Origin of the sequence: Nostoc sp. DedSLP04 (assembly GCF_034530775.1) — a bacterium.
Lineage (GTDB): Bacteria > Cyanobacteriota > Cyanobacteriia > Cyanobacteriales > Nostocaceae > Nostoc.
On the sequence record NZ_JAVRCL010000056.1, the window covers coordinates 41,114 to 55,634 of the forward strand.

13 protein-coding genes, 1 tRNA gene and 1 pseudogene are annotated in these 14,521 nt (G+C 39.4%); 10 read left to right on the forward strand and 5 right to left on the reverse strand.

The features are described from left to right. Positions 1–38 precede the first annotated feature (38 nt). A complete protein-coding gene (deoC, locus tag RMX89_RS26185) occupies positions 39–719 on the reverse strand; it encodes a deoxyribose-phosphate aldolase (RefSeq protein WP_322690987.1) in 681 nt (226 codons plus the stop codon). A 170-nt stretch (positions 720–889) separates the two neighbouring features. Further along, entirely contained in the window at positions 890–2,068 is a 1,179-nt protein-coding gene (locus tag RMX89_RS26190; RefSeq protein WP_322690988.1) for a DNA cytosine methyltransferase, read from the reverse strand. A 361-nt stretch (positions 2,069–2,429) separates the two neighbouring features. Here RMX89_RS26190 and RMX89_RS26195 point away from each other — a divergent pair, with 361 nt between their 5' ends. From RMX89_RS26195 to RMX89_RS26235, 9 genes are all read left to right on the forward strand, one after another. Then, positions 2,430–3,704, forward strand: coding sequence for a WcaI family glycosyltransferase (locus tag RMX89_RS26195; protein ID WP_322690989.1), 1,275 nt, complete (start codon positions 2,430–2,432; stop codon positions 3,702–3,704). A gap of 737 nt (positions 3,705–4,441) precedes the next feature. Continuing rightward, complete coding sequence (gene rsfS, locus RMX89_RS26200) at positions 4,442–4,900, forward strand: ribosome silencing factor (protein WP_181928677.1); 459 nt, start codon at positions 4,442–4,444, stop codon at positions 4,898–4,900. Then, positions 4,897–5,397, forward strand: coding sequence for a CGLD27 family protein (locus tag RMX89_RS26205; protein WP_322672250.1), 501 nt, complete (start codon positions 4,897–4,899; stop codon positions 5,395–5,397). Before rsfS ends, RMX89_RS26205 begins: the two co-directional genes overlap by 4 nt. Before the next feature lie 151 nt (positions 5,398–5,548). Continuing rightward, positions 5,549–6,502 carry an asparaginase gene (locus tag RMX89_RS26210; protein WP_322667280.1) on the forward strand — a complete coding sequence of 318 codons (954 nt, stop codon included), beginning with the start codon at positions 5,549–5,551 and terminating at the stop codon, positions 6,500–6,502. A 46-nt stretch (positions 6,503–6,548) separates the two neighbouring features. After that, positions 6,549–6,625, forward strand: a tRNA-Met gene (locus RMX89_RS26215). A 103-nt stretch (positions 6,626–6,728) separates the two neighbouring features. After that, positions 6,729–8,192 carry a YcjF family protein gene (locus tag RMX89_RS26220; protein ID WP_322690990.1) on the forward strand — a complete coding sequence of 488 codons (1,464 nt, stop codon included), beginning with the start codon at positions 6,729–6,731 and terminating at the stop codon, positions 8,190–8,192. A gap of 392 nt (positions 8,193–8,584) precedes the next feature. Next, a complete protein-coding gene (locus RMX89_RS26225) occupies positions 8,585–9,442 on the forward strand; it encodes a ParA family protein (RefSeq protein ID WP_322690991.1) in 858 nt (285 codons plus the stop codon). Beyond that, positions 9,439–10,023, forward strand: a complete 585-nt coding sequence (locus RMX89_RS26230) for a hypothetical protein (RefSeq protein ID WP_322690992.1) — start codon at positions 9,439–9,441, stop codon at positions 10,021–10,023. The genes RMX89_RS26225 and RMX89_RS26230 overlap by 4 nt, the downstream gene beginning before the upstream one ends. Before the next feature lie 7 nt (positions 10,024–10,030). Continuing rightward, a complete protein-coding gene (locus RMX89_RS26235) occupies positions 10,031–10,780 on the forward strand; it encodes a hypothetical protein (protein WP_322690993.1) in 750 nt (249 codons plus the stop codon). 201 nt (positions 10,781–10,981) lie between these two features. Here RMX89_RS26235 and RMX89_RS26240 read toward each other — a convergent pair whose 3' ends face one another. Further along, positions 10,982–12,031, reverse strand: coding sequence for a sugar transferase (locus RMX89_RS26240; protein WP_322667287.1), 1,050 nt, complete (start codon positions 12,029–12,031; stop codon positions 10,982–10,984). A 198-nt stretch (positions 12,032–12,229) separates the two neighbouring features. Here RMX89_RS26240 and RMX89_RS26245 point away from each other — a divergent pair, with 198 nt between their 5' ends. After that, positions 12,230–13,027, forward strand: coding sequence for a 7-carboxy-7-deazaguanine synthase QueE (locus RMX89_RS26245; protein ID WP_322690994.1), 798 nt, complete (start codon positions 12,230–12,232; stop codon positions 13,025–13,027). A 413-nt stretch (positions 13,028–13,440) separates the two neighbouring features. Here the strand turns inward: RMX89_RS26245 and RMX89_RS26250 are convergent, their stop codons facing one another. Then, a complete protein-coding gene (locus tag RMX89_RS26250; protein WP_094349132.1) occupies positions 13,441–14,085 on the reverse strand; it encodes a DUF3318 domain-containing protein in 645 nt (214 codons plus the stop codon). A 77-nt stretch (positions 14,086–14,162) separates the two neighbouring features. Continuing rightward, a pseudogene (locus RMX89_RS26255) lies at positions 14,163–14,474 on the reverse strand (hypothetical protein); the annotation flags it as partial. Positions 14,475–14,521: the final 47 nt, after the last annotated feature.

The window sequence follows — 14,521 nt, forward strand, 5'->3', positions numbered from 1 at the left end:
TAGCTTAGGACAAATGACAAATGACAAAGGACAAATGACTATTCACCCTTTCCCAAGTTATCGCGCTGGCGGATCAAATCCATACCGCGAGATGTGCCTAATCTAGTAGCACCCGCTACGATTAAGTCTAGGGCTTGATTGATAGTGTGAATACCACCTGAAGCTTTAATTCCTACCCTTTCTTTTGCCAATTCTTGCAAAAGTCGCACATCTGCCACAGTTGCACCACCATTCCAACCTGTACTAGTTTTTAAGAATGCTGCTCCTGCCTCCATAGCTATTTCAGCAGCTATTTTTTTCTCCGCATCTGTCAACAGGTTAGTTTCCAAAATTACCTTGACCGTTTGCCCAGTCTCTTCACAAATTTCGGCAATCTCTCGGTGGACTTTTTCAGTTTTGCCAGCTTTTAACCAGCCCAAGTTCATCACCATATCCAACTCAGTGGCCCCACTATCCACTGCTTCTTGAGCTTCATACAGTTTCACTGCTGAAGTCGTTGCACCAGAAGGAAAGCCTATCACTGTACAAACTTTCGGGTTTTTACCGTGGAGGAGTTCGACTGCTTGCTTGACATTAGCGGGGAACAGACAAACCGCCGCAAAGTTGAATCTATATGCTTCTTCACACCATTGCTCAACCTGCTCTGGAGTAGCCGTTGGCATTAACAGGGAGTGATCGATAAATGGCGCAATATCAATGTCTGGATAGTCTGCTGCCATCGTGTCTTCTGCCAGTGATTGATTATTAAACTTTATAAAAAATTAAAACATTTCTTATATATATATTAAACCACATTTATTACGAGTTTATCCTGAAAACAAGTTGCTGAATTATCTTTAATATTGGCTTTACAGATATCCCAGGATTACTACAAGTGTTTAAGTTAACGCTAAGTAGTAGTAATACTAGGAATATCAAGAGGTTTTTTTGTACTATTTCCTAAGAAGTTAATAATACTTTGAGCCAATGCCTGCGATGCCAAATATGGGACACCATTACCAATAGTTTTAAACATATTAGTGAGTGACATATTTTCTGGAAGTACAAAATTTACAGGCAAAGATTGGATAGCTAAAGCTTCTGCTACAGAAATCCGCCGGACTTTGTAAGGATGTAAATGTACTTCATTATTTCCATAGCAAGCTGTCGGAGAGTAACGCCATCTATGCAGACGTTTGAAAGACTTTTTAGAATCATCTCCTTCATTAATAGCAGCAAATTTTGTGATGCCTGCCCTTGGTTGAAAACAGTTTTTAGTATTGGGATGTTTCAGAACATTATTTTTTCTAAACCAGTATTCAACTGTTAATTCTTCAGGTATGCCATCAGGACAAGGTATTAGAGAATTTTCTTGGAATGGTTCACTCTTACACCAGTGGTAAGCAAAAACTTTTTCTTGAGGATATAAAATATAATTATTCCAAGGAAAATATGTCTCATTTAGTAGCTTTTCACTACCGATTTTGATTCCTATATCTTGAAGAAAATTATTTTTGAAACCAATTAGAATAATTCTTTCTCTATCCTGGGGTACGCCATATTCGATAGCATTAATTAACCGCTCTGTTAATATATATCCTGATTCCTGCAATTTTTGCTTGAGGGATTCAAAAAATAAACGGTGTTTTGTCGTTTTCCACAAACCTTTAACATTTTCAAATAAAAAGAAGTCGGGAATATTTCGGCAAATTAATTCAATATATGAAGCAGAAAGCTTGCCATTATCTCCTAAACTTCCTCTATTTTTTCCACCTATAGAAAAATCAGGGCAGGGAGGCCCACCGATGAAACCAATTATATTATGAGATTTGCGGCAGTCCTTGACTAATTCTTGAAGGTGTTGTGCTTCTTTTTCGATAATAAATTTTGTTACATCTGCTGCTTCACCGTGATGATATCCATATTCAGGCGATCGCATTTTTAGAACTTCCCGTGAATGGCGATAGGCGGCGATAAATGGGGCGAAGATTTCATTGACATAAACAATATTAAAACCGCTGGTTTCAAAACCTAAATCGAGGAAACCTGAGCCAGCAAAAAAAGAGAAAATACAGGGGCGATCGCTCATTGAATTACTAGTACGATCAAAAAGTATTATTAATATTCAGATTCTCGGAAAATGGTTTATGTACGTAACTTATACTAACTATCCCAAATTTGATTTAAGGATTGGTAAAAACTAATATACTTAGGGTTTCTACGTAAGTACCAATCAAAAAATAACAATTGAAAAACTGCTTAAATAGTCAAAAAAATTTACACTTTCCCTAAGTATTACATCTTAAAGTTTACTCAATCTTTAAGGAAAATACCTGACAGAAAAAGAGTCTGGAGTCACAATTAAATATAGGGGTTTCCAAGCCCAAATCATATTTCAGACAAATATTTGTCATTAAATAAAAAACCGGGGTACTTCGGACTAAATTTTTATGCGGATTTTAATTTACTCCTACAACTACTATCCAGAACCGATTGGTATTGCCCCACTAATGACTGAATTAGCAGAGGGACTAGTAAAACGCGGGCATGAAGTGCGTGTAGTCACCGCTATGCCCAATTACCCTGAGCGGCAAATTTACCAGGAATATCGGGGTAAATGGTATGTCAACGAAGAAAAAAATGGCGTTCAAATTCAACGCAGTTACGTTTGGATTCGTCCACAACCCAACCTATTAGATAGGGTGTTATTAGATGCTAGTTTCGTCGTCACTAGCTTTGTACCCGCCCTTATCGGTTGGCGCCCAGATGTGATTCTCTCAACATCGCCATCCTTGCCAAGCTGTGTACCAGTTGCTCTTTTAGGATGGTTACGTGCTTGTCCTGTAATTTTAAATCTACAAGATATCTTACCAGAAGCAGCCGTCCATGTCGGTCTATTGAAAAATAAATTACTTATCCGGTTGTTTACATTATTGGAAAAATTTGCTTACCGCACTGCCACTAAAATTAGCGTCATTGCCGATGGGTTTGTGGAAAATTTGCGATCTAAAGGCGTAGAAGCTGACAAAATTGTGCAAATTCCCAACTGGGTTGATGTAAATTTTATCCGCCCTTTACCTAAAGAGGATAACCCTTTCCGTACAGCACATAGTCTAAACGGCAAATTTGTAGTACTGTATTCTGGTAACATTGCCCTAACCCAAGGCTTAGAAAGCGTCGTCAAAGCTGCTTCTGCCTTGCGCCATATCCCAGATATTGTCTTTGTCATTGTTGGAGAGGCAAAAGGTCTACAGCGATTGCAACAGGAATGTCTAGACTGCGGCGCAGATAATGTGATGTTACTGCCATTTCAACCCCGCAAAGATTTACCACAGATGTTAGCAGCTGCGGATGTTGGTTTAGTGGTACAAAAGAAAAATGTTGTATCCTTCAATATGCCGTCAAAAATTCAAGTGTTACTTGCTAGTGGAGGGGCCTTAGTTGCTTCTGTACCCGACAATGGTACGGCAGCAAGAGCCATTAGGCAAAGTGGCGGCGGAGTTATCGTTCCTCCAGAAGATCCCCAAGCTTTAGCGATGGCAATTTTAAATTTGTACCAAAACCCCGAAAAAGTCAAAACTCTGGGTTATAAAAGTCGCCAATATGCCGTTGAGCAATATGCTTTTGAGCAAGCTTTAAATCAGTATGAGTCCTTGTGTTACTCATTGACAGCAGAACGCAGAGCAATTCAATCTACAGGCATAGTTACGAAACAAGAAGTTTAATCTTTGCTGCAAAGTTATGTTACATCTGTAGAAATTACGATTATACCCTCATGCCTAAATATTAGGAATTTTTAAGGTAGCGAATTTTACTAATAAAAATATAACAATAGACAAGCAGGTTGTCAGGTGGATTGTTGAACTAAAAATCTCGTGGCTCACTTCATTCAATAGACCTCTTGCAAAAGTCCCTAACACCCCACCCCCAACCCCTCCCCAAAGCATCGGAAAGAGGAGCATTTGCTTTACTAAAATGCGGGGTGGGGTTCTTTATTTTTGATTTATGCAAGAAGTTTAACCCGTGATTACCCGAGTACAAAGTATATATAAATACTTAAATTTATATGTGTATAATAAATCAGACTTTTGCTAGACCAGTAATTAGTATGCTGTGTTGTATCGTAATTTTTAGCAGACAGTATAAAGCGTAGATGTGTAGTTACTTGCAAATTACTAGCTTTAGATTACATATTATGCTGTTTGATTAATCTGCAATTATTTTCGCTGTCAATTCCTGCTGCAAAGCTATTGGTTGATTTATCGCTGCACAATAACCATCAGCTTTTCAGCTGTTGCGGATATCGAAATCTAAACAGCCAATTATCAAACTAATCCCATAGACACCTGTTTTTTTGTTAGTATTCAAAAAAACCTATTGGCATATTTGTCAGATCAATTGTTCGTTGTTTGTAAGTAAATGTCAACAATTGTTTCAAAAGGAAGAAAGCACCTGAGGTTTAATGACTGATTATTTCCAAGGAAATTTCCCATTGCAATCTGTCCCACTGACGAAGAGTGCGGTAATAAGCCACGGCCAAACCGAAGAGGCGAGCGAAAAATTAGCTGCAACGATCGCTGTTGCGGCATCAGATCGCAAAGCAGGTGAGATTCTATTGCTCAAAGTAGCAGAGGTATCTTACTTGGCGGATTACTTTGTGATGATGACTGGCTATTCTAAGGTACAGGTAAGGGCGATCGCTCAAGCAATTGAAGGAAAAGTCGAAACTGAGTTGCAACGCCGTCCTTTAAGGACAGAAGGAAAAGTCGAGGGCAGTTGGGTACTACAAGATTACGGTGATGTGATCGTTCATATCATGATGCCCAAGGAACGGGAGTTTTATAATTTAGAAGCGTTCTGGATTCATGCAGAACGTATTTCCCTTCCAGAATCTGATGAAGGTGAGGGTAAGCCAACATGATTAGGTCTTCGGTTTCTAATTGCCCAGTTCCTACAGACCAACAACCACTCAATGAATACGAAGAGTTAAAAACTTCCTGGCTGTTTCGTGATACCACTTTACATTGGCGCGAGTATATCACGAAACTTGTTTGGATTTGGGGTTTATCTTGGCTCTTTGCAGGGCCTATAGCTGCGGCAAGTTTTCCTCCTCACAAGTATATTGCACATTTTATTCTCTGTGGTGCAGCAGGAGCCAGTGTCGGGTTAGTGCTGATACTGGTAAGGTTATACTTAGGCTGGTACTACGTGTGCGATCGCCTTTGTAGTCCCACAGTATTTTATGAAGAGTCCGGCTGGTACGACGGTCAAACTTGGACTAAACCACAGGAAGTCCTTAACCGCGATCGCTTAATTGTTGCATACGAGATCAAACCCATTCTGCGACGGTTACAATTTACCTTCGCTGGGTTGGCGGGAATGTACGTTATTGGTACTATAGGTTGGCATTTGTTTTAAAGAGTCATTAGTCATTAGTCATTAGTCATTGGTCATTAGTAAATAAACAAAGGACATAGACGCGCCAGCGGCTTCCCGCAGGGTAGGACAAAGGACAAAGGACTAATAACCAATGACTAATTTAATTAAAAAAGGTGATAAATATAAACCCATGACAATGGGAAAACGAACTCAAGCCACAGCACTGGAAGTCCGGTTGCTGCGGGAAGGTATTATTGAATCCAGGCATATAGTCCAAGCTGTTGTCTGCGACGAACGAGGACGGGTTTTAACCGTTGCCGGAAATTCTGAAACTGCTGCATTTATCCGTTCAGCCCTCAAACCGTTTCAGGCACTTGCTGTCACCACCACAGGTACACTGGAACGCTATCAACTCAGCGATCGCGACTTAGCAATTATCACAAGTTCTCATAAAGGAAAAGTAGATCAAGTCCGACAGGTATTTAACATCCTTTGGCGAGCCGATCTCGACCCGACTACACTCCAGTGTCCAATTCCTGAAGGCAAACGGAGTCCTCTGGAATACAATTGCTCTGGAAAACATGCCGGAATGTTAGCCGTTTGTCAGCAACGCCATTGGCCCTTGAATAACTACTTGGATCGCAAGCACCCAATACAGCAGTTGATTTTGGGCAAAGTAGCAGAGTTGCTGCGAATGCCAGCCGCAGAATTTATCAGCGCTCATGATGACTGTGGCGCACCAACTTATCTAATGCAACTCGGTCACATGGCATCTTTATATGCACTGCTAGCCTCTAGTACCAACTTGGATATGGAGCGGATTGTCCGTGCTATGACTCATCACCCCGCGATGGTCGCAGGAGATGGAGAATTTGATACAGAACTGATGCGCTTAACTCCAGGAGAACTAGTCAGTAAAACTGGTGCCGAAGGAGTGCAGTGCATTGGTAGACTCGGTGAAGGCTTGGGATTGGCAATCAAAGTCATGGATGGGGCAAAACGAGCAAAATATGCCGTTGCCATTCATTTACTTCAGCAAATGGGGTGGATTAGTCCCAGCGCCGCCGAAAGCCTCTCAGAAAAGTTTGTCACCTTGGGAAAATACAAGCGTTTAGAAGTAATTGGAGAATTATCATTTTTGTAGTTGCCAAACTCTTGACTATAGGTTATGCTATAAAAGTTAAGAGCGACGCGGGATAGAGCAGCCTGGTAGCTCGTCGGGCTCATAACCCGAAGGTCAGTGGTTCAAATCCACTTCCCGCCACCAAATAAAAAATAAAACAAAACCCTACAATCAGTAAAGATTGCAGGGTTTTGTTTTATTTTGATCTATTCTGGAAGAAATAGCCATCCAAAAAGCGCGGAGAATCATGGTTGTGAAGTTGCAGCGACCAATTTTAGTGGGAGGATTGGGACTTTCCTTTTCCCTGTGGATGTTGGACAGTTGGCACGATTCTATATTGCAGGTGGGTGAGTTCGGTTTGTTGAGTGCCTTAACTGTAGGTGGTGGTTTGTGGTTATTCCAGCAAAAGCGCCCCAAAGACAGTTTAAAGCAGCTAGATGGTATGGTGGTTGACCGAGCGACTGTGGAAAGTGCGATCGCTAAAACTGAAACTGTAATTAACCAACTAGCACAAGAAACAGAAAACCATCCAGCCTTAGAGACACTCAGAGAACAAGTTGCCCAATTGTTGCTGGAATTAGACAGGCAAAAAATTAAAGTAGCTGTGACTGGCGGGAAATCCGTGGGTAAAAGCACTTTAATTCAAGTGCTAGAGCAAAATCTAGAGACACAAAATTTCGTATCTCTACAAGAGACACCACCTTTATTTAGAGAAGTCGGTGAAAACTCAGATGCGGCTATTTTGGCAGAAGTAGCAAAATCTGATTTCGTTCTATTTCTGACAAACGGTGATTTGACAGACTCAGAATTTCAAACCTTACAGCAGCTAAAGGCAGCAAATCAGCCTAATATGCTGGTTTTCAACAAACAAGACCAGTATTTAACCGATGAAAGTGCCAACATCTTGCTGTCTTTGAAACAGCGGATGCAGGGAAATGTAGTTGCAACTGCGGCCTCTCCCATTGCCATCAAAGTCCGAAAGCATGAGGCTGATGGTTCTGTGCAAGAGTGGATGGAGCAACCAGCAGCAGATATCCAGCAGTTAACTCAACAGTTGGCTGAAGTTTTAGCACAGCAAGGACAACGGCTAGTTTGGGTAACTACCATGAGGAAAGCCGGGTTGTTGAAAGCCGAGGCGAAAAATTGGCTAAATGGAACCAGACGCGATCGCGCCACCCCAATTATTGAACAATATCAGTGGATAGCTGCTGCTGCTGCCTTTGCTAACCCAGTACCAGCCTTTGATATTCTGGCAACTGCGGCGATTAATGCTCAAATGGTAATGGATTTGGGTAATATCTATCAGCAAAAATTTTCCCTAGAACAGGCACAAACCGTAGCTGGAACAATGGGAAGTTTGATGCTGAAATTGGGTTTAGTTGAACTTTCTACAAAGGCTATTAGTACTGTTCTGAAAAGTAATGCCGTTACCTTTGTTGCTGGTGGCGTAGTGCAAGGAGTAAGTGCAGCTTATCTGACTAGAGTCGCAGGGTTAAGTCTAGTTGAGTATTTCCAACAGCAGGAAATAGCCATAGATTCTGGAACTGGTTTGAATTTGGAGAATTTGCGGCAAACATTGCAAAAGGTATTTCAGCAAAATCAGCAGATTGGTTTTTTGCAGGGGTTTGTTAAGCAAGGCATGAAGCGTTTGTTGCCAGAAGTGCAGCCGGTTGAAGTAGCTAGTGCTAGTGTTCAGAAAGCTGTAGGATAATCTGATGTAGAGGTGCAAAGGCACAAATTTTGCACTGCACACCTCACATACCTGTAATTTCAATAGTAGGTTAATAGCCTAATTTCGCTAAAGTGGACTGAAAAGCAATATTTAGTCCACTTGAGTGGAATTTAGATATAAAGCAGGAAATTTATTCCCTGGCAAGAAATATACGAAGCTAAGAGGCAAAGTAATATACAGACCTGATTATTGAAAATTTAAAAAATACAAGCGCTAAACATTTATTAATTACGCAAACTTATTAGTAAATTTTATAACAAAACAATTACTGTGTTTTGAAAATTATAGGTAATATACCTTAGTATACTCAATTACTGCGCTAGAATTGACCGAAGACAATAAATATTGTACTGGTCATTAACAATTTAAATATGACAGCCCAAGTAATATCATCTATAAACATGAAGGGCGGTATAGGTAAAACTACATTAACCGTTAATCTTGCAGCTTCCCTAGCTCGATTTCATGGCAAGCGTGTTCTTGTAGTTGACCTAGACCCCCAAACTAACGCTACATTTTGTTTAATTAGCCGTGAGACTTGGGATAAATGGATAGCCTCGAAACTTACATTAGCTGATTTAATGAATCAAACCGATCATTCTAATCTTTCTAGAGTAGAACCAAAAGTTCAAGATGCAATTATCAAAAATGTAGGAGGAATCAATAAATTAGACCTTATACCGTCTCATTTAAAACTAACTTTTATTGATATTAGTTTATCTACAGCCATATCTAGAGAAACAATTCTGAAAAGAAAATTGTCTAAAGTGTTAAGCGAATATGATTTTATATTTTGTGATTGTCCTCCCAATCTTTCATTATCTACTCAAAATGGTTTAGCAGCTAGTGATTACTATATTATACCAGTTTTCCCGGAACCACTTGCGGCTTTAGGATTAGGACTTATTAGCAATAGAATCAAGCAATTAAATGAGTCATTAGAAAAAGAATTATTATCTCTTGGAATTATTTATACTAAATATGATAAAAGAATCAAAGAAACTGAAATAACATCATTAGAAATTATTGATGCTAATCCACAAGAATATATTTTCAATACACGAATACCAGAAAATACGAAGATCAAAAGTGCTGTGAGAAGCTCACAACCCATTATTATTACTAATCCTAAAAGTAGTGGCTCACAAGCTTATAAAGAACTAGCTAAAGAATTTTTGGAGAGAATAGATAAAATGAATGATTCAAAAGCGAGTGATTTATTTATATGAATGAGAATGATCAAAAAAAGACAAAAAAGAATTTTGAGCAATTGCAAACTCTAGGGCAAATTCTTAGCCTTATACAGATTTTGAATATAGATGAACTTGAAGCTATTACAACTGGTAGTCACTTAGGGGAAGCGGTAAAACTCATAAAAAATTTAAAAAATAATTTAAATTTAGCTATAAATGAATTAGAGAAACAAGAGGATACAATAAGCAACGAATTACCTGATTCAGAAATATCTACACAACCATCTAATGAGAAAAACAACAAAAATGAAAATACTAAAAAAATTATAGTAGATTACATTACAAGCGTTGTTTCTACTGATACGGAATCATTTCCTGATCGTAAGAGTATTTCTGATTTTTTCAAAGAATATTTTGATATTGATTATATTCTGAAGAAAGAATCTAGAAAAGAGCTAGTTAATAGACTATGTAAATTAGTTTTGGAAAGAAATATAACAAGAGATGCTATAGGAGATGCTTTATTAAAAAAAACTAATTCTAAACATGGCTCTTTACTAAAAGAAAAAGAAACTAGCTTTCTTAAAAGCTGGTATGAAGCAATAGAGAAGATGTAAATTATTTATGGGAATATCACAAGAATTAAATTTAGAATCTCAAAAATATTACAATCAGTTTTTGCAACAAATTTTACCTGCTGTTGACAAAGCATTGAATGCTACTTTAAATGACTCAAGAGCAAATTTGATAGAGGAATGCTATTTAAAAGCTATATCATTCTCATCTTGGCGTGAAATACTTTTGATTGATACTAGAAATTTTTGTAAAGAGATATACAATGAATTGCAATCTGATTTAGCTGCATCAATTTCATCAGCTATAACTGGTAATTACAGGTTAGCATTTATGTCTATGAGAAGTTTTATAGAATTATCCTCTCTACTAGCCTACTATTATGATCATCCAGTAGAATATGGCTGGTGGTTAAATGACAACCATATAATTAAATTTTCTGAATTAAATCAAAATTATTTCCCATATTACAAGCAATTAGCTACTAATAATATTAATACGAATATTTATTCAGAATGGAAAAAAGTATCTAAATATGTACACGCTGAAGTTAAAAGCTATATGCAATCTTCTGATAATCTTCCTTTTATACCTGTTTATCAAAAAGATAAATTAGGGCAATGGATATCTCATTTTTCTCAATCTACTATGTGTATTAACAAACTTTTCTATATTGTATTTCAAGATGCTTATTTTAAAGCTTTTAGTAAAATAGAGTTTGATAGTTCATGTCAAATTATTAAAAATAATTTAAATGATGAGACTTTTTTCTTAAACATTAAAGATGCTCGTTGTAGATAAATAAATACAAAACCCCTCTCTATCTTCTCCTTTTTTGCTACCTCAGGTCTTCTAAATTTAGGTTTTAAGATTATTTGTGTAAACGAAACTACGTAGTGTAGTAAATAAACCTAAAATTTACCCAAGCCTAAAATAGGCTTGGGTGTATTTAAGAATATCGTGATTGCTAGTTCTCAAAAAATTGTGAATAAGGATAATTAGCTAAACAGCACCACTGTTTCTATTAAACAGAATAGCTATAGTTTTGAAAATTAGCTTTAAATCGTACACTAAACTCCAATTTTTTTGATACTGCAAATCCAGACGAATTACATCTTCAAAACTACGGACTGTAGAACGTCCATTTACTTGCCATTCGCCAGTCATGCCGGGTTTTACATCTAAACGTTGCCACTCCGGTACTTCATAGCGTTCAACTTCATCGGGTGTAGGTGGTCGAGTGCCTACTAAACTCATTTCTCCTTTGAGGACGTTCCAAAATTGGGGTAATTCATCAAGACTAGTTCGCCGTAAAAAGCGCCCTACCTTAGTAATTCTAGGGTCATTTTCATTCTTGAAAAAAGCACCTTGCACTTGGTTCTTGACTTCGGATTTCTTCGCTTCCGCATCCACACACATAGAGCGGAATTTCCAAATCTTAAACCGTTTCCCCATCCAACCACAACGAATTTGGCTAAAGAAAATGGGCCCGGGATCATTAATTTGAATAGCGATCGCAATTGGAATAAACAAAATTCCTGTAATTAATAAACCAATCACTGACCCGATAATATCTAAGAACCGTTTCATCCAAGACGCCATAGAAGGGTGAGTAGTGGGTAACTGCTCTACTTTACGGGAAGTTGTCTTCCGATTATCTACTACGTCATCTTGTTCTATTAACGACCCATCCCCCACAAGCTCCAGAGGAAAAACTTGATCCAACCCTGTGAGTTTTAGGACTGCCATGACTTGAGGTGTTACATTCCGCAGTGTTAATGTAATACCTTTGGTCTGAGCGTATTTAAAATTACTGACTAGGGCACCTAAACCACTACTATCGATAAAAGTAGTTTGATGAAAGTCAATGATAATTTGCTTGGGATGTGAATTGGGCCCAATTAAGCCTTGGCAGGTTTGCTTAAAGCCTAAAGCCTCTAGCACGCTCAACCGCGTCGGCACCTGCACTATAGCCATGTCGTTTAGGGAATTAATGGGAAAATCGACCTCTGTCGGTTGGCTAGTCATGAAGCTCTGCACTTTCGTTGCCATGTATAATGTAATCTGCCAAACATTACTTTGTCCTACAAAATTACTGAACCTAATATCGGAATTAGTAGTAATCAGGACTAACTGCTATTTACCGGGGCTGAGATTGGAGATCGCTAGCGACGATTCACAATAGAACAAGAAGCCAAAAAACATCCTTGCTGTTGTGCCGACGCAGCGCGATCGCGTTGCTCTCATCAAATGATTGCTAAAAATACGGTTACACCTACCGCACGCCTGATTGAGGTCTTTTCTGCCATTCAAGGGGAAGGACTGAATGTAGGGACACGTCAGATATTTATTCGTTTTGCTTTGTGTGATTTGCGCTGTCACTTTTGTGATAGTGCCCACACTTGGAGTGCACCTACTACTTGTCGGATAGAGCGATCGCCTGGATTGCGCGACTTTAAAATCTACTCTAACCCCGTTCCATTACCCACATTAATCGAATGGGTGGAACAGCAAAATCTGCCTTCTCTACACGATAGCATTAGCTTAACTGGCGGCGAACCACTTCTTCATGCCTCATTTCTAACGCAGTTTCTACCACAAGTGCGAGCCATAACTGGTCTACCTATATACTTAGAAACTGGCGGACATCGCCCAGAACAACTAGCAATGATTATCCCATACTTAGACTCTGTAGGTATGGATTTCAAATTGCCCAGTGTTAGCGGCGAAAGTCATTGGCAAGAACATAGTAAATTTCTCCAGTTATGTCATGACTCATATTTAAATGTTTTTGTCAAGATAATTGTGTCTCAAAACACAGATCCCGCCGAGTTGGAACGTTCAGCTTCGTTGGTGGCAAAGGTTAGTCCAGATATCCCAGTATTTTTACAACCTGTTACGCCTTTGGCAGTATCAGAACAATTTTCTCCAGTACCTGTACTTGCGCCTTCCAGCGATCAAGTTTTGACGTGGCAAGCTTTGATGAAGGGGTTTGTCAGGCACGTGCGCGTGATCCCCCAAACGCATAAAATGCTGAACCAGTTGTAAAATTTTAGTTTGATAAAGATGTAGTCAAGAAAAAAGTAAGATTTTATGAAATGGTAATTGGGCTGTTGCCGCTAATTAGGCAGGCAGCGGCCCCCTTAGTAGGCAGTCTCATGAGCCGAATCAAAAGACCCTAAGCAATACTTCTCGCTTTGTGCATTTTTAACTCGGAATCGGGTTTGGGGTAAAGGGTAAAGGGTAAGGGTTAAAGGTTTTTCTTTCCCTTTTCCCTTTCCCCTTTTCCCCAAAACCCGAGAAGTATTGAGACCCTAAGAGGTTTTATTACGTAAAATCTTGCCTCCCTGACTCGGAGAGAAACTTGAACTAAAGTTCAAGGCAGGGAGAGGTTCGTCAAACTCAAATTGATTTAGGTATTTCGGGGGTAGGCAATACCCACCCAACCTAATTTCTGGTTGCTATAGTGCGCCCTCATCTGGAGCTTTGGATTTAGCTTTTGCCTTATTGGCACTGCGTTTGAGGGCAGAGAGTCTTGCTTCGTATCTCGCTCGTTGGCGCTTACTAGGAGTATTATCAATCAGGGTTTTCAAGGCGCTACCAAGACTCTTGTAGGCATTGGGAAGGCTATAACCAAAACGAGTTGCTAAAGCGATCGCTTTCTCATCAGCATTGAGCAATTCTCTTAGTTGCTTTTCCCCATTATTCTTTTGGTACAGTCGCCAGCCTGACACGCCACAAAGCGACAAAGCTAACACCAGCAGCAATCCATCTTGTACCCACAATTCCCCTACAGCACCACCTAAACCAATGGCTAGTGCTGCCATTTCCCAACCATCTTTAGGAATTGTGTCATTTTGAACGCGAGCAACCTCATGCCAGAACAGCAGATTACGCTGATCCATTGCGAGGGCATCCCATTTCACCAAATCAATTTGAATTTCTACCTGGTCTTTCCCAATTTCTTCGCAGCGAACCAGGGGTGGATTGACCTCAGTTGTGCCTTCAACCGTGACCCAGCTTTGCAGTTCTGGCGGTAGTAAGGCTTTTAACCGCCGGAGTTCGCTCATTTCCGCTTTGGCAGAGGAGGTTGCATAGGATGTCATAATATCCAGCCCCAGAAAATTTCAGTATATAGTGAGGGTATCACTTTGGAGTATAGCTATTTAAGTAACGATCCGTCTCACTCACTAGGAAAAGTTCCTCGCTTTTTTCGTGCTTCCATTGCTTTTTCTAGTAAATCTAACAATCCTGGGGCTTCTTCTTGGATACTGAGTAATAGTCTTTCCCCAAGTTCTATATTCCCCGGATCGAGGCCTGTTGCCATCACTTCTGTCAAGCGAGGAATTGCTATGCCATCCACAATCTGAATTAATCCACTCAGACAACGGTGAAATTGTTTTTCTGTAAGAATCGAGTCTTCTAAAGGAAACTCAATAATGGCACGAATTTCACCATCGGATGGGTCATACTCCCATTGCAACATTTTAGACTTATCCGAAAATGGTAAATGTATACGGCAAAGGAATTTCAGCGATTACA

Excerpts from the sequence above, each read along its gene's own strand:
- RMX89_RS26195 (WP_322690989.1), top strand. The coding sequence starts at position 2,430 with ATGCGGATTTTAATTTACTCCTACAACTACTATCCAGAACCGATTGGT.
- RMX89_RS26220 (WP_322690990.1), top strand. The coding sequence starts at position 6,729 with ATGGTTGTGAAGTTGCAGCGACCAATTTTAGTGGGAGGATTGGGACTT.
- RMX89_RS26190 (WP_322690988.1), bottom strand. The coding sequence starts at position 2,068 with ATGAGCGATCGCCCCTGTATTTTCTCTTTTTTTGCTGGCTCAGGTTTC.
- RMX89_RS26205 (WP_322672250.1), top strand. The coding sequence starts at position 4,897 with ATGATTAGGTCTTCGGTTTCTAATTGCCCAGTTCCTACAGACCAACAA.
- deoC (WP_322690987.1), bottom strand. The coding sequence starts at position 719 with ATGGCAGCAGACTATCCAGACATTGATATTGCGCCATTTATCGATCAC.
- RMX89_RS26225 (WP_322690991.1), top strand. The coding sequence starts at position 8,585 with ATGACAGCCCAAGTAATATCATCTATAAACATGAAGGGCGGTATAGGT.
- RMX89_RS26250 (WP_094349132.1), bottom strand. The coding sequence starts at position 14,085 with ATGACATCCTATGCAACCTCCTCTGCCAAAGCGGAAATGAGCGAACTC.
- RMX89_RS26230 (WP_322690992.1), top strand. The coding sequence starts at position 9,439 with ATGAATGAGAATGATCAAAAAAAGACAAAAAAGAATTTTGAGCAATTG.
- rsfS (WP_181928677.1), top strand. The coding sequence starts at position 4,442 with ATGACTGATTATTTCCAAGGAAATTTCCCATTGCAATCTGTCCCACTG.
- RMX89_RS26235 (WP_322690993.1), top strand. The coding sequence starts at position 10,031 with ATGGGAATATCACAAGAATTAAATTTAGAATCTCAAAAATATTACAAT.
- RMX89_RS26245 (WP_322690994.1), top strand. The coding sequence starts at position 12,230 with ATGATTGCTAAAAATACGGTTACACCTACCGCACGCCTGATTGAGGTC.
- RMX89_RS26210 (WP_322667280.1), top strand. The coding sequence starts at position 5,549 with ATGACAATGGGAAAACGAACTCAAGCCACAGCACTGGAAGTCCGGTTG.
- RMX89_RS26240 (WP_322667287.1), bottom strand. The coding sequence starts at position 12,031 with ATGGCAACGAAAGTGCAGAGCTTCATGACTAGCCAACCGACAGAGGTC.